Here is a 17,667-nt window from a genome sequence, read left to right as displayed (position 1 = left end):
GTCCGGCGTTGGAGACAGACCCCATGGCGCACACCCCCGTGAACCACCCTGCTCGGCCGATCTACCGGGCGATCGGCGCACTGACCGGTCTCTACCTGATTGTCTTCGGAGTTTTCGGCCTCGTCGCCAACAGCGGCAACGAGGCGTTCGCCCAAGATGGGACCCGGGCCCTCGGCCAGGGCACGAACCTGGGCTTTGCGGTGCTGTGCGTGGCGCTGGGCGTGGTGATCATCGTCGGTGTGGTGCTGGGCCGCAACGTCGACGTCGCGATCGACCAGGCGTCGGCGTACGGGCTGTTGGTGCTGAGCCTGGCCGGGTTGGCGGTACTGCGTACCGATGCCAACATCTTCAACTTCACGATGAGCACCTGCGTCGTGATCATGATCGTTGGTCTGGTGCTGCTGATGACCGCGATGTACGGCAAGACCGGCACCGCAGAGGAGGCCGAGGCCGCCGAGCGGGCCCGGCTGGTGCACTGAGCCGGCTGCGCCGGGCCGACTGGCCGCCGGTTGTCGTGGTTCGGCTGCGGCCACCCCGAGCCGCGCGGGAAGATGCGGCCATGGTGCACATTCCGGTCAACCATCCGCTCCGCCCGGTGTACCGGACCATCGCCGGACTGACCGGACTCTACGTGCTGGTCTTCGGGATCGCCGGGACGATCGCCACCTGGGGGGAACCGCCGTTCGCCCGGGACGACGTCTGGGTGCTGGGCCTGCGGACCAACTTGGCGTTCGCCCTCTCGTCGGTGGCCTTCGGCGGGTTGATCTTCATCGGCGCGTTGGCCGGCGGCCGGCTCGGGCACTACGCGAACCTGACCATCGCGGTGATCTTCATGGTCACCGGGCTGTTGATGATGGGCCTGTTGCAGACGTCGGCGAACTTTCTCAACTTCTCCATGTCCACCGTCGTCGTCTCGTTGATCTTCGGGTTGATCTTCCTGGCGACCGGTCTGTACGACAAGGTGGGTCCGAGCGGGGACGCCGGTGGCGAGGACCGCACCCGCCGCGCCGAGCGTACGGCGGTCAGCGGGTACGGCGCCGAGTGAGCAGGCTGGGTTTGGCCTCCAGGTGTGACAGTCCGTTCCAGGCCAGGTTGACCAGGTGGGCGGCGACCGTCTCCTTGCGGGGCTTACGCACTTCCAACCACCAGCGGCCGGTCAGTGCGACCATCCCGACCAACGCCTGCGAGTAGAGCTCGGCGAGTTTGGGATCGTAGCCACGGCTCTTGAACTCAGCTCCGAGGATGTGCTCGACCTGGTGCGCCACGTCGTTCATCACGCTGGAGAAGTTGCCGGCGGCGGAGAGCAGCGGAGACTCCCGCACCAGGACCCGGAAGCCGCTGGTCTCCGTCTCGATGTAGTCCAGCAGCGCGAGCGCGGCCTGTTCCAGCAGCTCACGCGGGTGTCCGGCGGTCAGCGCGGTGGTGATCCGGTCGAGCAGGGAGCGGACCTCGCGGTCCACCACCACGGCGTACAGGCCTTCCTTGCCGCCGAAGTGTTCGTACACCACGGGCTTGGAGACCTTCGCCCGGGACGCCACCTCCTCGATGGAGGTGGCGTCGAATCCGCGTTCGGCGAAGAGCTGCCGGCCGATGGTGATCAGCTGCTCCCGTCGCTGCGCGGCGGACATGCGTACCCGCGAATGTGGTTTTGCCGGCGCCGGGGCGGGCGGTGCCGGCGCCGATGTTGGTGTGCGGTCCGCCGGAACCTCACCGTTGGTGATTGGCTTGTCAGTCACTTGGTTCATCCTGCCAGTGCCGGGCTACCTGACAGGTAGCCCGGCACTGGCAGGATTTCGGGCAGCGGTCGGCGTTCAGGCGCCGGTGACCGACTTGACGCGCTTGGCAGCGATCCGTTCCGGTTTCGGCCAACGGACGTTGGACGCGGCGCCGGTCTTCTCCAGCAGCCAGATGACCCGTGCGGAGATGTCGATCTGCCCACGCAGCACGCCGTGCCGGGCGCAGGTCGGGTCGGCGTGGTGCAGGTTGTGCCAGCTCTCGCCGAAGGAGAGGATGGCCAGCGGCCAGAAGTTCGACGCCTTGTCGCCCTGGCGGACCTCGAACGGGCGCTCACCGTAGACGTGGCAGACCGAGTTGATCGACCAGGTGATGTGGTGCAGCAGCGCCACCCGGACCAGACCGGCCCAGAAGAACGCGGTCAACGCGCCCTGCCAGGACCCGGTGGCCAGGCCGCCGATCAGCGCGGGGGCGAGCATCGTTACGACGACCAGCAGCGGGAAGAGCTTGTCGATCCGGCGGATGTCCTTGTCCGCGAGCAGGTCCGGGGTGAACCGCTCCTGGTTGGTCAGGTCGCGGTGGAACAACCAACCGACGTGGGCGTAGAACAGGCCTTTGGTCAGGCCCCAGACGCTGGAGCCGAACCGCCACGGCGAGTGCGGGTCGCCCTCGACGTCGGAGAACGCGTGGTGGCGACGGTGATCGGCGACCCACTGGATCACGTTGCCCTCGATGGCCAGCGAGCCGGCGAGCGCCAGGGTGATGCGCAGCCACCGCTTCGCCTTGAACGAGTTGTGGGTGAAGTACCGGTGGAACCCGACGGTGATGCCCAGCCCGGCGACCACGTAGAAGACCAATCCGATGACCACGTCGGTCCAGCCGAGCCAGCCGCCCCAGGCGACCGGGACGGCGGCGATCAGCGCCAGGAAGGGGATGACCACGAACGCCCCGAGGGCGATCAGGATGCCGGCCGACTGCTTGCCGACGGTCAGCGGCTTGGGGGCGGGTCCGGGATTGGTCTGTGGTGACTCGAGAAGGGCGGTGGACATGGCACCTCGCAGCGGGTGATGGTACGGCGACAAGCGTGAAGTCTGGGAACTTACGCCTACGTCACCGTAACCTACGGAGCCGTAGTTTTCTACGGTTGTGCGGTGTCGCGGGCGGCCGGGCGGTGACGGCACCGGGAGCGCGACGGGATCGGTCCCGCGCGATAGGCTGTGCGGGTAGCGCGGTCGGCCGTGGTGTAATTGGCAACACCTCGGGTTTTGGTCCCGATATTCTAGGTTCGAGTCCTAGCGGCCGAGCTTCCCGCGACGTTGCGCGTCACCCGTCGGCGACGTTGAGCGTCGCACCGGATCAGCACCTGTGTCGCCGCCCTGACGGGAGCATTTCTCGTGACCCAGCCCCGGTCCCGTACCGTGGTCGTCCTCGCCGCCGGCGAAGGCAAGCGGATGAAGTCCAATCTACCCAAGGTGTTGCATCCACTGCTCGGCCGCACCCTGGTCGGGCACGTGCTGGCGGCCGCCGAAGCCGCCGTCGCCGAGCGCACCCTGGTCGTCGTCGGGCACCGCGCCGAGCAGGTCACCACGCACCTGTGCGAGATCGCCCCGACCGCCCGACCGGTCCTGCAGGCCCAGCAGCACGGCACCGGGCACGCGGTACGCCTGGCGATGGCCGCCGCGCCGCAGACCACCGGCACGGTGGTCGTGCTCAACGGCGACGTACCGATGCTGCGCCCGCAGACCGTGACCGAGCTGATCACCGCGCACGAAACGGCCGGTGCGGCGGCGACCGTGCTGACCGCCGAGGTCGCCGACCCGACCGGCCTGGGGCGCATCGTCCGCGACTCGACCGGCGGCCTGGAACGGATCGTCGAGGAACGCGACGCCAGCGCCGAACAGCGCCGGATCCGGGAGATCAACGCTGGGATCTACGCCTTCGACGCGGCCGGGCTGCGCGAGGCGCTGGGCAAGCTGTCCACCGACAACGACCAGGGCGAGGAGTACCTCACCGATGCCGTCGGGCTGCTCGCCGCCGCCGGTGCGCCGGTCGGCGTACACGTCGCCGCCGACGTCACCGAGACGCTGGGCTGCAACGACCGGGTGGAGCTGGCCCGGCTGCGTCGGCTGCTCGCCGACCGGGTCAACGAGCGATGGATGCGCGCCGGGGTGAGCATCCTGGACCCGGCGACGACCTGGATCGACGTCACCGTCGAGCTGGACCGCGACGCGGTGATCGACCAGAACACCCAGCTCCGTGGGGCGACGACGGTCGCGGCCGGGGCCAGCGTCGGGCCGGACGTCACCCTGATCGACACGGTGGTCGGCGCGGGTGCGACGGTGCTGCGTTCGCACGCCGTACAGGCCCGGATCGGCGCGGGAGCCAGCGTCGGCCCGTACGCGTACCTGCGCCCGGAGGCGCACCTCGACGAGCGGGCCAAGGTCGGCACCTTCGTCGAGGTGAAGAAGTCGCAGATCGGGGCCGGAGCCAAGGTGCCACACCTGAGCTACGTCGGTGACGCCACCATCGGCGCACGGGCGAACATCGGAGCGGCGACGATCTTCGTCAACTACGACGGCGTCCGCAAGAGTCACACCACCGTGGGTGAGGCGGCCTTCGTCGGCTGCGACAGCTGCCTGATCGCGCCGGTCGAGATCGGCGCCGGCGCGTACGTCGGCGCCGGCAGCGTGGTGACCAAGGACGTCACGCCCGGATCGCTCGCGGTGACCAGGGCGGCGCAGCGCGCGGTCGAGGGCTGGGTGCACTCCCGCCGGCCCGGTACCCCCGCCGCCGCTGCGGCAGCCGCTGCCGCTGCCGCAGCTGCCCGCCCCGACGGTGAAGCCGACCACCATCCCGATGCCGGCGGCGGCGATCCGGGAGATACTGCGACTGACTAGACCCGCGGCGCGTCACCAGCAGAGGTAGGCGTCCGCTATCACCGCACGGGAGCAGACGTCTCGATGGGTAGCATCGTCGCCGAGAACCGAAAAAGCCTGATGCTTTTCACCGGCCGGGGGTTTCCTGAGCTGGCCGAGGCGATCGGCGAGGTGCTGGGCATCGCACCCACGCCGGCCGACTCGTACGAATTCTCCAACGGCGAGATCTTCGTCCGGTTCAAGGAGTCGGTCCGTGGCTCGGACGCGTTCGTCGTCCAGTCGGTCACCCACGGCGTGAACCGTTGGGTGATGGAGACCTTGATCATGATTGACGCGCTCAAGCGGGGCTCGGCCAAGCGGATCACCGTGGTGCTGCCGTTCTACCCGTACTCGCGTCAGGACAAGAAGCACCGCGGCCGGGAACCGATCTCCGCCCGGCTGATCGCCGATCTGCTGCGTACGGCGGGGGCGAACCGGATCCTCACCGTCGACCTGCACACCGCCCAGATCCAGGGGTTCTTCGACGGCCCGGTCGATCACCTGTTCGCCATGGACATCCTGGCCGGCTACGTCGAGAGCCAGTTCGCCGGGCGACCGATGACCGTGGTCGCGCCCGATTCCGGCCGGGTACGGGTGGCCGAGCGCTGGACCGACCGGCTCGGTGGTTGTCCGTTGGCCTTCATCCACAAGACCCGCGATCCGCTCAAGCCCAATCAGGTGGTGGCCAACCGGGTCGTCGGGGACGTGGAGGGCCGGGTCTGCCTGATCGTGGACGACATGATCGACACCGGTGGCACCATCACCAGAGCGGCGGAGATCCTGTACGAAGCCGGCGCGTCGGACATCATCGTCGCCGCGACCCACGCGCTGCTGTCCGACCCGGCTACCGAACGGCTGAAGAACAGTCGGATCAGCGAAGTGGTGGTGACGAACACGCTGCCGCTGCCGACCGAGAAGCAGTTGGACAAGCTGACCGTCCTGTCGATCGCGCCATTGCTGGCCCGGGCGATCCGCGAGGTGTTCGACGACGGCTCGGTCACCACTCTGTTCGGCGGGCTCAGCTGAGCCCGGTCCGGTCGGCTCCGGGAAGCCGACGGGCCCGTTGACCGGGTACTGCCTGAACCAGTTCAGCGGCCTCGGGTAAACTGGTGCGGTTGCCACGGCGAGGGTGCCCTGCGGGCCGCTGCTGACCAAGCGTTGCCAGCACGGAAGCACCGTGATCGACGCGGTGCTCCGGGCACTGCCCCGAGGACGAGCGCCCTGCGTGCCCCTTCGCCCGGCACCGCCGACATCACGTCCGGCTCTCCGGAGCCGGATCCCGTTCGCCCCCCGCACGCACTGCCGAAACTCCAGGAGTACTCCCGTGTCCGAGGTAAAGATCAGCGCCGAGCCCCGCACCGAGTTCGGTAAGGGTGGTGCCCGCCGTACCCGCCGGGCCGGCAAGGTGCCCGCCGTGCTGTACGGCCACGGCGAGAAGCCCAAGCACATCGCGTTGCCCGCCCGCGAGTTCGCCGCCGCGATCCGCCACGGCGGCGCCAACCAGTTGTTCGCCATCGAGATCTCCGACGGCACCCAGGCGCTCGCCCTGACCAAGGCCATCCAGCGCGACCCGGTCAAGGACACCTTCGAGCACGTCGACCTGCTGCTGGTCCGCCGGGGCGAGAAGGTCTCCGTCGACGTGTCGGTGCAACTGGTCGGTGAGCCGGCCAGGGGCACGCTGGTCATGCACGAGCACGACACCCTTGCGGTGAGCGCCGAGGCGACCCGCGTGCCGGAGTCGCTGGAGGTGTCCATCGAGGGTCTGGAGGCCGGCTCCCAGATCACCGCCGGTGACGTCACGCTGCCGCGTGGCGTCGAGCTGACCGCCGACCCGGCCACCGTGCTGGTCGTCGTCTCGGCCGCGCCGACCGCGGCGCAGCTGGACACCGAGGAGCCCGGTGCCGAGGCTCCGACCGAGGAAGGCGCCGCCGAGGTCGCGGAGCAGCCGGCCCAGGCCTGACCAGCCGTTGCGATCCGGGCGTCCCGTCGCTGGCCCCGCCAGCACGGTGACGCCTTGATCCGTTTTCGGGAGGTGTGGTGGACACGGCACCGTGGCTGGTCGTCGGGTTGGGTAACCCAGGCAAGCAGTATGCCCGCAACAGGCACAACGTCGGTTTCATGGTGGCCGATCTGCTCGCCGGACGGTTGGCCACCCGGCTGAGTCGGCACCGCCGGGCCGCCGCCGAGACCGGCGAGGGCCGGCTCGGCCTCGGCGGGCCACGGCTCGTCCTGGCGAAGCCGTTGACCTACATGAACCTGTCCGGGGGGCCGGTCGCCGCCCTCGCCCAGTTCTACAAGGTGCCGGTCGAGCAGGTCGTCGCGGTGCACGACGAGCTGGACATCGACTACGGGCGGCTGCGGACCAAGCGCGGCGGCGGCGAGGGCGGCCACAACGGCTTGCGCTCGATGTCGCGGTCGCTGGGCAGCAAGGACTATCTGCGGGTTCGGTTCGGCATCGGACGCCCGCCAGGTCGTCAGGATCCGGCGGACTACGTTTTGTCAGATTTCTCGGCAACTGAACGAAAAGAACTCGACTATCTGGTCGACCGGGCCGCTGACCTGGTGGAAGCGGTCGTCGTCCGTGGACTCGAGTGGGCGCAGAACACGTACCACAGCACCTGAACGGGAAGCTGTCCGTTACACCTGGGACAGCTGGATCGTGAACCGGGCGCAGCCGCGCCCGTGGATCCCGGGCAACCGGCCCGCAACCGCCGGGCCGGCAGGAGAGGAGCCAGATGACCACGCCGCCGGTAACCGACGCCGCATTCGCCCGCTGGCTCGCCGGGCGCGCCGGCGAGTCGCTGCTACAGGTCCGCGCAGAGCTGGGGTACGCCGACCCGAAGGCGCTCAAATCGGCCGGAGACAAGGTTGCGCACGATCTGCTGCGCACCGAGTTGGGCCGGTGGCGGCCGGCCGACGCGGTGCTGTCCGAGGAGGACGACGGCGCCCGCCAGGCGTTGCCGGACCCGACCGCCGGCCCTGCCGACGCCGACGCAGGTCCGTCCCGGCTCACCGCCGACCGGGTGTGGATCATCGACCCGCTCGACGGCACCCGGGAGTTCTCCGAGGAGGGCCGTACCGACTGGGCGGTGCACGTGGCGCTCTGGTCACGCAACGCGTCCACCACGCACCGGCTGGTCGCCGGCGCGGTGGCGCTGCCCGCACAGCACCGGACGATCAGCACCGAGTACCCACCGCCGTACCCGCCGATGCCGACGCCGGGCTCGACCGGCTCGGGGGGTCCGACCGGCTCGGGTGGCCCGGGCGTCATCCGGCTGGCCGCCAGCCGCAGCCGCCCGCCCGCCTTCGTCACCGCGCTGGCCGAGGAGATCGGCGCCGAGCTGGTGCCGATGGGCTCGGCCGGGGCGAAGATCGCCGCGGTGATCGCCGGCGACGCGGACGCCTACGTGCACGCCGGCGGCCAGTACGAGTGGGACTCGGCGGCGCCGGTGGCCGTGGCGACCGCCACCGGACTGCACGCTTCCCGGATCGACGGATCTGCGCTGCAATACAACGAGGCCAACCCGCGGCTGCCAGATTTGGTGGTATGCCGACGGGATCTTGCCAGCAAACTGCTCGCAGCGTTGCGACGGCATCTGCAGGTATCCTGACCATCTATCTCCAGCTTGCCAACCGGAAAGGTCTGGTATTCGGATGACCAAGCTTCGGATGACCTCGGCCCAGGGACGGCCGCAATGAGCGGCGCCACCGCCTACCGCGTCTCCCACCTGGACGCGCTGGAGGCGGAGAGCATCTTCGTCATGCGTGAGGTCGTCGCCGAGCTGGAGCGGCCGGTGCTGCTCTTCTCCGGCGGCAAAGATTCCATCGTGATGCTGCGGCTGGCGCAGAAGGCCTTCGCGCCGGCCCGGATCCCGTTCCCGGTGATGCACGTCGACACCGGGCACAACTTCCCCGAGGTGCTCGACTACCGCGACCGCCGGGTCGACGAGCTCGGCCTGCAGCTGGTGGTGGCCAGCGTGCCCGAGGCCCTGGAGTCCGGCCTGGTCAGCGAGTCGCCGGACGGCATGCGCAACCGCATCCAGACGCCGGTGCTGCTGGCGGCCGTGGAGAAGTACCGGTTCGACGCCCTGTTCGGCGGGGCCCGCCGGGACGAGGAGAAGGCCCGGGCCAAGGAGCGGGTCTTCTCGTTCCGCGACGAGTTCGGCCAGTGGGACCCGAAGAACCAGCGTCCCGAGCTCTGGTCGCTGTACAACGGCCGGCACCACGCCGGCGAGTCGATCCGGATCTTCCCGCTGTCCAACTGGACCGAGCTGGACGTCTGGCACTACATCGCCCGGGAGCAGATCGATCTGCCGTCGATCTACTTCGCCCACGAGCGTGAGGTGATCGAACGCGACGGCATGCTCTACGCCGTCAACGAGTTCATCCAGCCCCGTTCCGGTGAGACGCCGTTCATCGAACAGGTTCGTTACCGTACCGTCGGTGACGCCTCCTGCACGGCGGCGGTCCGCTCCCCGGCGGACACCGTGGAGAAGGTGATCGACGAGGTCGCCGCCACCCGGATCACCGAGCGCGGGGCGACCCGCGGCGACGACCGGGTCAGCGAGGCCGCGATGGAGGACCGCAAGCGGGAGGGCTACTTCTGATGACGGTGACGGCCGAGGCGACTGACGCCTCCACCACCCGGTCCATGGACCTGCTGCGGTTCGCCACCGCCGGCAGCGTCGACGACGGCAAGTCGACGCTGATCGGCCGGCTGCTCTACGACACCAAGTCGCTGTTCAGCGACCAGCTGGAAGCGGTCGAGGCGGTCAGCGCTGCCCGCGGCGACGAGTACACCAACCTGGCGTTGCTCACCGACGGCCTGCGCGCCGAGCGGGAACAGGGCATCACCATCGACGTCGCGTACCGCTACTTCGCCACCCCACGGCGCAAGTTCATCATCGCCGACACCCCCGGGCACATCCAGTACACCCGCAACATGGTCACCGGGGCCTCCACCGCCGACCTGGCGCTGATCCTGGTCGACGCCCGCAAAGGGCTGGTCGAGCAGTCCCGCCGGCACGCCTTTCTCTGCTCCCTGCTGCGGGTGCCACACCTGGTGCTGTGCGTGAACAAGATGGACCTGGTCGACTGGTCCCAGGAGATCTTCGAGACCATCGCCGACGAGTTCACCAGCTTCGCCGCCAAGCTGGAGGCGCCGGACCTGTCGGTCATTCCGATATCCGCGCTGCACGGTGACAACATCGCCACCCGGTCGGAGAAGACCCCCTGGTACGAAGGCCCGTCGCTGCTGCACCACCTGGAGCACGTGCACATCGCCTCCGACCGCAACCTGGTCGACGTGCGCTTCCCGGTGCAGTACGTGATCCGGCCGCAGTCGACCACGGTCACAGACTTCCGGGGCTACGCCGGCCAGGTCGCCTCCGGGGTGCTCAAGCCCGGCGACGAGGTGATGGTGCTGCCGTCCGGGCTGACCAGTCGGATCGCCAGCATCGAGACCGCCGACGGCCCGGTGGCCGAGGCGTTCCCACCGATGTCGGTCACCGTCCGGCTCACCGACGAGCTCGACATCTCCCGGGGCGACCTGATCTGCCGGCCGCACAACGCGCCCACCCCGGCCCAGGACGTCGAGGCGATGATCTGCTGGATGGACGAGACCCGGCCGCTGCAGGTCGGCGGCAAGTACGCGATCAAGCACACCACCCGCAGCGCCCGGGCGGTGGTCCGGGGAGTGCAGTACCGGCTCGACGTGAACACGCTGCACCGCGACGAGACGGCCAGCCAGCTCGGTCTCAACGACATCGGCCGGGTCCGGTTCCGGACCACCGTGCCGCTGCTCACCGACGAGTACCGGCGCAACCGGACCACCGGCGGGTTCATTCTGATCGACGAGCAGACCAACCGGACCGCCGCCGCCGGCATGATCATCGAGGCGGCCTGATCCATTCGCGTGCGGTCGGCCCGGCCAGCAGGCCGGGCCGGCAGCGCGATGTCACCAGGGGCCGTAGACCGGTGCCCGGCCGGCGGCGAGCGCGCCGAGCGCTGCCACGATGTCCCCGCTGCGGCGGTCGGCCAGCAGCGTCGGCACCATCAGCCGGGCGCCCGGCGGCACCGCCGGATGCGGGGTCCGCGCGTCGATGAAGATCAGATCCTCCAGCAGGGTGTGCCGTACCTGCACCGACGAGACGGCGTCCCAGGGCAGCCAGACCGGGTTGGCCCGGAAGCTGCCGTTGACGACCCACACCCCGGTGCGGTCCGCCGCCAGCACCGGGCCGCGCCCGGTGAACCGGCCGTGCCACACCGCCACCGCCGCCGCGAGCATCCCGCCGAGCAACACCGGCGGCAGCCCGACCAGCACGGTGGCCAGCAGCCCGCCGGCGGCCAGCTCCCGGGCGAGCAGGAACGCCACCCCGGACAGCGCCCCGGTGAGCAGCAGCCAGCAGCCCGCCGCCGACCCGCCGGCCCAGGCCAGGAACTTGTTGCTGTCGACCCGCACCACGAACAGCGCACTGTCCGTCGACGCCCGGTCGGTCATCTCCTGCACCACGGGCAACCTCCACCGCACCGGTCTACTGTGTCGGCGGCGAGGTTAGTCGATCCGCTCGGCCCCGGTGGCGGGCAGGGCCGTGAAGCAGGCCGGTGCGGCGAATCCGTTGTCCGCGAACGCCTCGCCGACAGCGGCTGCCACCTGGCCGGCGGCACCCGCGTCGACCAGGGCGAGTACGCAGCCGCCGAAGCCGCCACCGGTCATCCGGGCGCCGTACGCCCCGGCGGTCAGTGCCGCGGCGACCGCGGTGTCCACCTCGGCAACAGTGATCTCGAAGTCGTCGCGCATCGAGGCGTGTGACGCGGTCAGCAGCGGGCCGATCCCGCCTACCCGGCCGGCCCGCAGCAGCGCGACCGTGTCGCGTACCCGCTGGTTCTCGGTCACCACGTGGCGGACCCGTCGGCGCATCGTCTCGTCCGGCAGCCGGTCCAGGGCAGCCGGCAGTCCGTCCGCCGGCACGTCCCGCAGCGCCGGTACGCCGAGCATGGCCGCCGCCTGCTCGCAGGCGGCCCGCCGGGCGGCGTACTCGCCGGAGACGTGCCGGTGCGGGGCCCGGGTGTCGATCACTTCGACGGCCAGCCCGGCGGTGGCCAGGTCGAAGGGCACCTGTTCGACCTCCAGCGACCGGCAGTCCAGAAAGAGCGCGTGGCCGGCCTGACAGCGGATCGACGCCGACTGGTCCATGATCCCGCAGGGCACGCCGACGTAGCCGTTCTCCGCCCGCTGGGCGAGCACCGGCCGGTCGGGCACCGGCAGCCGGTCCGGGCCGATGCCGCCCAGGTCGGCCAGCGCGGTCAGCACCGCCGCCTCCAGCGCGGCCGACGAGGACAGCCCGGCACCGAGCGGTACGTCGGACGCGATCGCCAGCCGGGCCGCCGGCACGGCGAAATTGGCCTGCCGCAGTGCCCAGATCACCCCGGCGACGTACGCGCCCCAGCCGTCGACGGCGCCCGGCGAGTCGGCGTCGGACTCGTCGATGACGATCTCCTCGCCGGACTGTTCCGACCAGACCGTCCACGTCGGCCCGCCGGCCGGGGCGGGCCCGGCGGCGACCACCGTGCGGTGCGGCAGGGCGAACGGCAGCACGAAGCCGTCGTTGTAGTCGGTGTGCTCGCCGATCAGGTTCACCCGTCCCGGCGCCGCCCAGCACCCGGTCGGCGGGCCGCCGTACCGCTGGCGGTAGCCGGCGTCCGCGCGGCGTCCGACCGGCTCACTTCCACCGCGCGCGACCGGCCCGCTCACCTGGCGTCCGACCGGCCCGCTCACGCCGCACCGACGTTGGTCGTCGGTCGTTGCTGCTGCCGGAACGCCCAGGCATCGCCGACCATCTGGGCGAGCGCCGGTTTCGTCGGCCGCCAGCCGAGATCCTCGTGCGCCCGGTCGGCCGAGGCGACCAGGGCCGCCGGGTCGCCGGACCGTCGGGGTGACATCTCCACCGGTACCGGATGCCCGGTCACCGCACGGACCACGTCCACCACCTCCCGGTTGGAAAAGCCGTTGCCGTTGCCCAGGTTGTAGATCGCGTGCTGACCGGCGGTGGCCGTGCCGAGGGCGAGCAGATGTGCCCGGGCCAGGTCCTCGACGTGGATGTAGTCCCGCACGCAGGTACCGTCCGGAGTCGGGTAGTCGTCGCCGAACAGCTGCAGCTTCTCCCGCCGACCGGTGGCCACCTCCAGTGCGATCGGGATCAGGTGGGTTTCCGGGTCGTGCCGCTCACCCAGCGCGGTACCGTCCGGCCGCAGGTACGCCCCGGCCACGTTGAAGTAGCGCAGTGACACGGCCGCCAGCCCGTGGGCGCCGGCCTCGCCGGTCAGCGCCAGGTCGACGGCGAGTTTGGTGGCACCGTACGGGTTGGTGGGTGCCTTCGGCGCGGTCTCGGTGATCGGCATCTCGGCCGGGTTGCCGTAGACCGCTGCGGTGGAGGAGAAGACGAACCGTCGTACCCCGGCGACGCGCGCGGCGTCGATCAGCGCGAGCGATCCGACGACGTTGTTGTGCCAGTACCACTCGGGGTGGGCGACCGATTCGCCGGCGGCGATCAACGCGGCGAAGTGCAGTACCGCGTCGAAGCCGGCGTCCGGGGTCAGCACCGCACCGGCGTCGTGCACGCTGGCCTCGACGAACGTCGCCTCCGGGGCGATCGCCACCCGGTGCCCGGTCCGCAGGTCGTCCAGGACGACGACCTCGTGTCCGGCGTCGACGAGCAACCGGGTCACGACACTGCCGATGAATCCGGCGCCGCCGGTTACCAGGAGTTTCACGTTGGCGTCCCTTCGCGGAGGCCAGCTGGCCGACAGGTATTCCATCATATTCAGCCATGATTCAACAGAGTCGAACATGATCGCTCAACAAGGTACCGGACCGCACGACGGTATCCGCCGCACGCGTGGCGACCCGGTTATCCCGGCCGGAGTGTCTACCATCGCTTCATGGGGCCTGCCGGCGCTGCCGAAACCCGCCGACGCCCCGCCGCGCGGGATGCCCTGCCGGACCACCCGGGGCCGCTGGCCCGTGCCGCCGCCCGGCTCATGGTCCGCGCCGCCGACACCACCATCCGGCTGGTCACCCGCCTGTTGCGGGCCGGCCCGACGGCCGGCCGGGAGCGGATCAGCGGAGCCGAGCTGCGGGCCCTGATCGCCGCCAACACCCTGCTGGATCCGGTCGAACGGCGGCTCATCGACGAGGTCCTCGTCGCCGGGACCAGCCTGGTCCGGGAGGTGATGATGCCGCGTACCGAGGTGGTGTTCCTGCCCGCCGGGCTCGCCCTCGACACGGCCGCCGGGCTGGTACGCGAACAGACCCACACCCGCTACCCGGTCGTCGACGGTACGCACGACGACGTGATCGGCTTCGTACACCTGCGCGACGTGCTGCTGCGCCCGCCGGGCGACACCTGCCGGACCATCGGCGAGCTGACCCGTGAGGTGAAGCGGCTGCCGGGCAGCAAGCGGGTGCTCGCCGCGCTCACCGAGATGCGCCGGGAACGCCAGCACCTGTCGGTGGTGGTGGACGAGTACGGCGGCACCGCCGGCATCGTCACCCTCGAAGACCTGATCGAAGAGGTCGTCGGGGAGATCCACGACGAGTACGACAGCGCACCCGACCCGCCGGCGGTCGGCCTGCCCGCGCAGTTCGACGGCCGGCTCAACCTGGCCGACTTCGCCGAACGGACCGGCCTCGCGCTGCCGGCCGGACCGTACGAGACGGTCGCCGGATACGTGATGGCCGTCCTGGGCCGGCTGCCGCGGGTGGACGACGCCGTGCCGATCCCGGCGCAACCGTGGCAGCTGCGGGTACGTCGCCTCGACGGGCGGCGCGTCGCCCGCCTCGCGCTGGTGCCGTTGCCCGGGGGGACCGCTGGACGCTGAGGCTGTCAGAATCGTTGGCATGTCCGAGCCTGCCGCCCGCCCCCGGGTGCTCTCCGGTATCCAGCCCACCGCCGACTCGTTCCACCTGGGCAACTACCTGGGTGCGGTGCGCAACTGGGTGACGATGCAGGACACGCACGACGCCCTCTACTGCGTGGTCGACCTGCACGCGATCACCGCCGGGCACGATCCGGTGGTGCTGCGCCAGCGGACCCGGGTGGCGGCGGCCCAGTTGCTCGCGGCCGGCCTGGACCCGGACCGGTGCACGCTGTTCGTCCAGTCGCAGGTGCCGCAGCACGCCCAGCTGGCCTGGGTGCTCAGCTGCATCACCGGGTTCGGCGAGGCCAGCCGGATGACCCAGTTCAAGGACAAGTCCACCAAGCAGGGCGCGGACCGCTCCAGCGTGGGCCTGTTCACCTACCCGATCCTGCAGGCCGCCGACATCCTGCTCTACCAGGCCGACGCGGTCCCCGTCGGTGAGGACCAGCGGCAGCACCTGGAGCTCACCCGGGACCTGGCACAGCGGTTCAACTCCCGGTACGGGGTCACCTTCACCGTGCCCGCGCCGTACATCGTGCGGGAGACCGCCAAGATCCTCGACCTGCAGGATCCGACGGCCAAGATGTCCAAGTCGTCGTCCGCCCCGGCCGGCGTCATCGACCTGCTGGACGAGCCGGCCCGATCGGCCAAGAAGATCCGCTCGGCGGTCACCGACACCGGCCGGGAGATCATCTACGATCCGGAGAACAAGCCCGGCATCAGCAACCTGCTCACCGTCTACGCCGCGCTGTCCGGCCGTACGATCGACGACCTCGTCGCCGCGTACCAGGGCAGCGGCTACGGTGACCTGAAAAAGGACCTGGCGGAGGTGGTGGTGCAGTTCGTCCGGCCGATCCAGGACCGCACCCGCGGCTACCTCGACGATCCGGCCCAGCTCGACAAGATGCTGGCGATCGGCGCCGAGAAGGCGCGGGCGATCGCCGCGCAGACCCTGACCGCGACGTACGACCGGATCGGTTTCCTGCCCCCGGCGACGGGCCGCTGAACGTGGCGGTGATCGGGACCGAGCCGGCCCCCGGGCGGATGCGCATCGGCGTCGCCATCGACGTCCCGCCACCGTGGGGCGAGGTGCTGACCCGGCGTCGGGCCGAGGCGGGCGATCCCGCCGCCGAGTACGTGCCGGCCCACATCACCCTGCTCGGCCCGACCGACATCGTCGAGTGCCACCTGCCGCAGGTGGAGGAGCACCTGGACGCGGTTGCGGCGGCGTATCCGCCGTACCCGCTGCACCTGCGCGGCACCGGCACCTTCCGGCCGATCACCGACGTGGTCTTCGTCGCGGTCGCGGCCGGGATCAGCGAATGCGAACTGCTCGCCACGGCGATCGGCGCCGCCAGCGAGCTGACCCGGGAAACCCGGTTCGCGTACCACCCGCACGTCACCGTCGCCCAGGACGTGCCCACCGACGCGCTGGACAAGGTCTTCGACGACCTGGCCGGCTTCGAGGCCCAGTTCGACGTCGACGCATTCACCCTGTTCTCGCACACCGGAGAGGGCCGCTGGCGCCCGCACCGCGACTTCCCGCTGCGCGGCTGACCGCACCTGGGGCCGCGTCGCTGCGCGGCTGACCGCACCTGGGCGCTTCGAACGGGTGCCGCGTGCAGCAAGATGACGGCGTGAACGTCATCGGCCGGATCGTCGCCGCCGTGCTCAGTGTGATCAACCGGACCAGGCGGCGGTACCCGAGGTTCGACCACCTGTGGCGGGCGGGTGAACGCTACAACGACGTGCTCGGCGGGCGGCTGGCCGCCTCGATCGCCTACTACGGGTTCTTCGCCTTCTTCGCGCTCGGTCTCGTCGCGTACTGGATCTTCGGGGCGGTCGTCGAGGGCAACGCCGAGGTCGCCGTGGCGGTGTCCGACTTCCTGCTGCAGAACCTGCCGTTCCTCGACCTCGCCCAGATCCAGCAGAACAACGGCCGGGTCGGAGTGATCGGTCTGGTGCTGCTCGCCCTGACCGGCATCGGCTGGGTCGAGGCGATCCGGTCCTCGCAACGGCTCATCCACGGGCTCGACCAGCAGCCCGGCTATCCCGGCGTCCGCCAGGTCATCGACCTCGTCGCGCTGGTCGGGGTGTTCCTGCTGCTGGGCGTCTCGGTCGGCGCGGTGGACGCGCTGCGCTCGCTGCTCGGCTGGCTGCTGGGCGAGAATTCGGTGGCCGCGGCGGTGTCCAGCGTCGCGCTCGCCGTCGTGATCAACATGGTGCTGGCCGCAGCGCTGCTGATCGTGCTGCCCCGGGTGCGGATGCCCGCCCGCTGCCTGGCCGTCCCGATCATCGGGGTCGCGGTCGGCATCACCGTGCTGAACACGGTGGGGCGGTTCTACGTCGGCCGGTTCGAGCGCAATCCGGCGTACACCGTGGTGGCCGGCGCGGTCGGTTTGCTGATCTACCTCTACCTGCTCAACCAGTTGTTGCTGTTCGGGGCCGCGCTGGCCGCCACCAGCCGGCACGGTCGGGTGGTCGACCCGACCCGCCGGCCCGATCAGGCGGCGGAAGGAGGAAATAACTCCAAAGTCGTGGTGCGGCAGCTTCCGACCGCGATGATCGGTCGGGTGGGGGCACTAGTCACGCTTGAGCTGCCGGACGATTCGCCGGCGCACACGATGCCGTGGATCATCACCTTCGGCCCGCTGGGCGAGCAGGACGGTGAATGGGAGCCGGTCGTGTGCGGTCCGTACGAGCGGGCGCACGCGCTGGCGCTGGCCGAGACGGTGGTGGCCGACGAGGAACTGATGGCCGTGGTGGAACCGCTGCTCACCCTGGTCACCGTGGACCAGATCCGGGCCGAGATCGCGGCCACCCAGGCGGCCAGCCAGGAAGACGTCGCCGAGTACGGCGACTTCGAGGATCTGGTCGGCGGCGCCGACGACGAGCCGGAGCAGCGGCACGTGGAGCCGTCACCGCCGCCGTCGCCGGACGAGGTCCGCGCCGGCATGGCCCGGATCGCCACCATCCTGACCTCCCCGCCGTGAACAGCGGCAGCCGTGAACAGCGGTGGTGCCCCGGGAGCCGTTGGTTCCCGGGGCACCACACCACCTTCGCCCCCCACCACAAGGGGTTCCGCGCCCAGCCGCCCGGC

The 17,667-nt window shown here is 70.5% G+C and carries 18 protein-coding genes, 1 tRNA gene and 1 pseudogene; 15 read left to right on the top strand and 5 right to left on the bottom strand.

The genetic code is table 11. The features are described from left to right. The first annotated feature begins 23 nt into the window (after window positions 1–23). Together ACN27F_RS13570 and ACN27F_RS13565 are read left to right on the top strand one after the other, a co-directional pair. On the top strand, window positions 24–479 hold the full coding sequence (locus tag ACN27F_RS13570; RefSeq protein WP_421433744.1) for a DUF4383 domain-containing protein: 456 nt from the start codon (window positions 24–26) through the stop codon (window positions 477–479). 80 nt (window positions 480–559) lie between these two features. Beyond that, window positions 560–1,045 (top strand): DUF4383 domain-containing protein, encoded by a 486-nt coding sequence (locus ACN27F_RS13565; protein ID WP_421433743.1) that lies wholly within the window; start codon window positions 560–562, stop codon window positions 1,043–1,045. Here the strand turns inward: ACN27F_RS13565 and ACN27F_RS13560 are convergent. Further along, a complete protein-coding gene (locus ACN27F_RS13560) occupies window positions 1,023–1,628 on the bottom strand; it encodes a TetR/AcrR family transcriptional regulator (RefSeq protein ID WP_421440179.1) in 606 nt (201 codons plus the stop codon). The genes ACN27F_RS13565 and ACN27F_RS13560 overlap by 23 nt on opposite strands. A 183-nt stretch (window positions 1,629–1,811) precedes the next feature. Then, complete coding sequence (locus tag ACN27F_RS13555) at window positions 1,812–2,783, bottom strand: acyl-CoA desaturase (protein WP_421433742.1); 972 nt, start codon at window positions 2,781–2,783, stop codon at window positions 1,812–1,814. A gap of 183 nt (window positions 2,784–2,966) precedes the next feature. On the opposite strand from ACN27F_RS13555, the gene ACN27F_RS13550 reads away from it, so the two are divergent. The 8 genes from ACN27F_RS13550 to ACN27F_RS13515 all read left to right on the top strand — a co-directional run bounded on the left by ACN27F_RS13550 (window position 2,967) and on the right by ACN27F_RS13515 (window position 10,554). Beyond that, window positions 2,967–3,038 (top strand) — tRNA-Gln (locus tag ACN27F_RS13550). Window positions 3,039–3,128: 90 nt separating this feature from the next. Continuing rightward, complete coding sequence (gene glmU, locus ACN27F_RS13545) at window positions 3,129–4,631, top strand: bifunctional UDP-N-acetylglucosamine diphosphorylase/glucosamine-1-phosphate N-acetyltransferase GlmU (protein ID WP_421433741.1); 1,503 nt, start codon at window positions 3,129–3,131, stop codon at window positions 4,629–4,631. Between the two features lie 63 nt (window positions 4,632–4,694). Beyond that, the gene (locus ACN27F_RS13540; RefSeq protein WP_421433740.1) at window positions 4,695–5,675 is read left to right on the top strand and encodes a ribose-phosphate diphosphokinase; all 981 of its coding nucleotides are present in this window, start codon (window positions 4,695–4,697) and stop codon (window positions 5,673–5,675) included. 298 nt (window positions 5,676–5,973) lie between these two features. Continuing rightward, window positions 5,974–6,609, top strand: coding sequence for a 50S ribosomal protein L25/general stress protein Ctc (locus tag ACN27F_RS13535; RefSeq protein ID WP_421433739.1), 636 nt, complete (start codon window positions 5,974–5,976; stop codon window positions 6,607–6,609). A gap of 74 nt (window positions 6,610–6,683) precedes the next feature. Next, window positions 6,684–7,271, top strand: a complete 588-nt coding sequence (gene pth / locus ACN27F_RS13530) for an aminoacyl-tRNA hydrolase (RefSeq protein WP_421433738.1) — start codon at window positions 6,684–6,686, stop codon at window positions 7,269–7,271. A gap of 113 nt (window positions 7,272–7,384) precedes the next feature. After that, window positions 7,385–8,260: a 3'(2'),5'-bisphosphate nucleotidase CysQ gene (locus ACN27F_RS13525; protein ID WP_421433736.1), complete on the top strand. Its 876-nt coding sequence runs from the start codon at window positions 7,385–7,387 to the stop codon at window positions 8,258–8,260. Window positions 8,261–8,344: 84 nt separating this feature from the next. Further along, the gene (cysD, locus tag ACN27F_RS13520) at window positions 8,345–9,256 is read left to right on the top strand and encodes a sulfate adenylyltransferase subunit CysD (protein WP_421433735.1); all 912 of its coding nucleotides are present in this window, start codon (window positions 8,345–8,347) and stop codon (window positions 9,254–9,256) included. Next, window positions 9,256–10,554: a sulfate adenylyltransferase subunit 1 gene (locus ACN27F_RS13515; RefSeq protein ID WP_421433734.1), complete on the top strand. Its 1,299-nt coding sequence runs from the start codon at window positions 9,256–9,258 to the stop codon at window positions 10,552–10,554. The genes cysD and ACN27F_RS13515 overlap by 1 nt, the downstream gene beginning before the upstream one ends. A gap of 51 nt (window positions 10,555–10,605) precedes the next feature. Here ACN27F_RS13515 and ACN27F_RS13510 read toward each other — a convergent pair whose 3' ends face one another. Genes ACN27F_RS13510 through galE form a run of 3 tightly spaced genes read right to left on the bottom strand, consistent with a single transcriptional unit; the run spans window position 10,606 to window position 13,466 of the window. Beyond that, the gene (locus tag ACN27F_RS13510) at window positions 10,606–11,178 is read right to left on the bottom strand and encodes a hypothetical protein (protein WP_421433732.1); all 573 of its coding nucleotides are present in this window, start codon (window positions 11,176–11,178) and stop codon (window positions 10,606–10,608) included. Window positions 11,179–11,202: 24 nt separating this feature from the next. Continuing rightward, window positions 11,203–12,402 (bottom strand): galactokinase, encoded by a 1,200-nt coding sequence (galK, locus tag ACN27F_RS13505; RefSeq protein ID WP_421433731.1) that lies wholly within the window; start codon window positions 12,400–12,402, stop codon window positions 11,203–11,205. Window positions 12,403–12,422: 20 nt separating this feature from the next. Next, window positions 12,423–13,466 carry a UDP-glucose 4-epimerase GalE gene (gene galE / locus ACN27F_RS13500; RefSeq protein ID WP_421440177.1) on the bottom strand — a complete coding sequence of 348 codons (1,044 nt, stop codon included), beginning with the start codon at window positions 13,464–13,466 and terminating at the stop codon, window positions 12,423–12,425. Between the two features lie 123 nt (window positions 13,467–13,589). On the opposite strand from galE, the gene ACN27F_RS13495 reads away from it, so the two are divergent. The 5 genes and pseudogenes from ACN27F_RS13495 (at window position 13,590) to ACN27F_RS13475 (ending at window position 17,560) form a co-directional block, all read left to right on the top strand. Continuing rightward, the gene (locus tag ACN27F_RS13495; protein ID WP_421433730.1) at window positions 13,590–14,528 is read left to right on the top strand and encodes a hemolysin family protein; all 939 of its coding nucleotides are present in this window, start codon (window positions 13,590–13,592) and stop codon (window positions 14,526–14,528) included. A 19-nt stretch (window positions 14,529–14,547) separates the two neighbouring features. Continuing rightward, a complete protein-coding gene (gene trpS / locus ACN27F_RS13490) occupies window positions 14,548–15,573 on the top strand; it encodes a tryptophan--tRNA ligase (protein WP_421433729.1) in 1,026 nt (341 codons plus the stop codon). Between the two features lie 38 nt (window positions 15,574–15,611). Then, window positions 15,612–16,124, top strand: a complete 513-nt coding sequence (locus tag ACN27F_RS13485; RefSeq protein WP_421440176.1) for a 2'-5' RNA ligase family protein — start codon at window positions 15,612–15,614, stop codon at window positions 16,122–16,124. An 80-nt stretch (window positions 16,125–16,204) separates the two neighbouring features. After that, window positions 16,205–17,068: pseudogene (locus tag ACN27F_RS13480) on the top strand (YihY/virulence factor BrkB family protein); the annotation flags it as partial. Between the two features lie 72 nt (window positions 17,069–17,140). Continuing rightward, a complete protein-coding gene (locus tag ACN27F_RS13475; RefSeq protein WP_421440174.1) occupies window positions 17,141–17,560 on the top strand; it encodes a hypothetical protein in 420 nt (139 codons plus the stop codon). Window positions 17,561–17,667 lie beyond the last annotated feature (107 nt).

This window comes from Solwaraspora sp. WMMB335 (genome assembly GCF_049179075.1).
Classification (GTDB): Bacteria; Actinomycetota; Actinomycetes; order Mycobacteriales; family Micromonosporaceae; genus Micromonospora_E.
Note: the sequence above shows the minus strand (reverse complement) of the source record. Positions and strands in the feature narration are given on the sequence as shown.

Coding starts and splice junctions, on each gene's coding strand:
- ACN27F_RS13570 (WP_421433744.1), top strand. CDS start 24: ATGGCGCACACCCCCGTGAACCACCCTGCTCGGCCGATCTACCGGGCG.
- ACN27F_RS13565 (WP_421433743.1), top strand. CDS start 560: ATGGTGCACATTCCGGTCAACCATCCGCTCCGCCCGGTGTACCGGACC.
- ACN27F_RS13560 (WP_421440179.1), bottom strand. CDS start 1,628: ATGTCCGCCGCGCAGCGACGGGAGCAGCTGATCACCATCGGCCGGCAG.
- ACN27F_RS13555 (WP_421433742.1), bottom strand. CDS start 2,783: ATGTCCACCGCCCTTCTCGAGTCACCACAGACCAATCCCGGACCCGCC.
- ACN27F_RS13540 (WP_421433740.1), top strand. CDS start 4,695: ATGGGTAGCATCGTCGCCGAGAACCGAAAAAGCCTGATGCTTTTCACC.
- ACN27F_RS13525 (WP_421433736.1), top strand. CDS start 7,385: ATGACCACGCCGCCGGTAACCGACGCCGCATTCGCCCGCTGGCTCGCC.
- cysD (WP_421433735.1), top strand. CDS start 8,345: ATGAGCGGCGCCACCGCCTACCGCGTCTCCCACCTGGACGCGCTGGAG.
- ACN27F_RS13515 (WP_421433734.1), top strand. CDS start 9,256: ATGACGGTGACGGCCGAGGCGACTGACGCCTCCACCACCCGGTCCATG.
- galE (WP_421440177.1), bottom strand. CDS start 13,466: ATGGAATACCTGTCGGCCAGCTGGCCTCCGCGAAGGGACGCCAACGTG.
- ACN27F_RS13495 (WP_421433730.1), top strand. CDS start 13,590: ATGGGGCCTGCCGGCGCTGCCGAAACCCGCCGACGCCCCGCCGCGCGG.
- trpS (WP_421433729.1), top strand. CDS start 14,548: ATGTCCGAGCCTGCCGCCCGCCCCCGGGTGCTCTCCGGTATCCAGCCC.
- ACN27F_RS13485 (WP_421440176.1), top strand. CDS start 15,612: ATGCGCATCGGCGTCGCCATCGACGTCCCGCCACCGTGGGGCGAGGTG.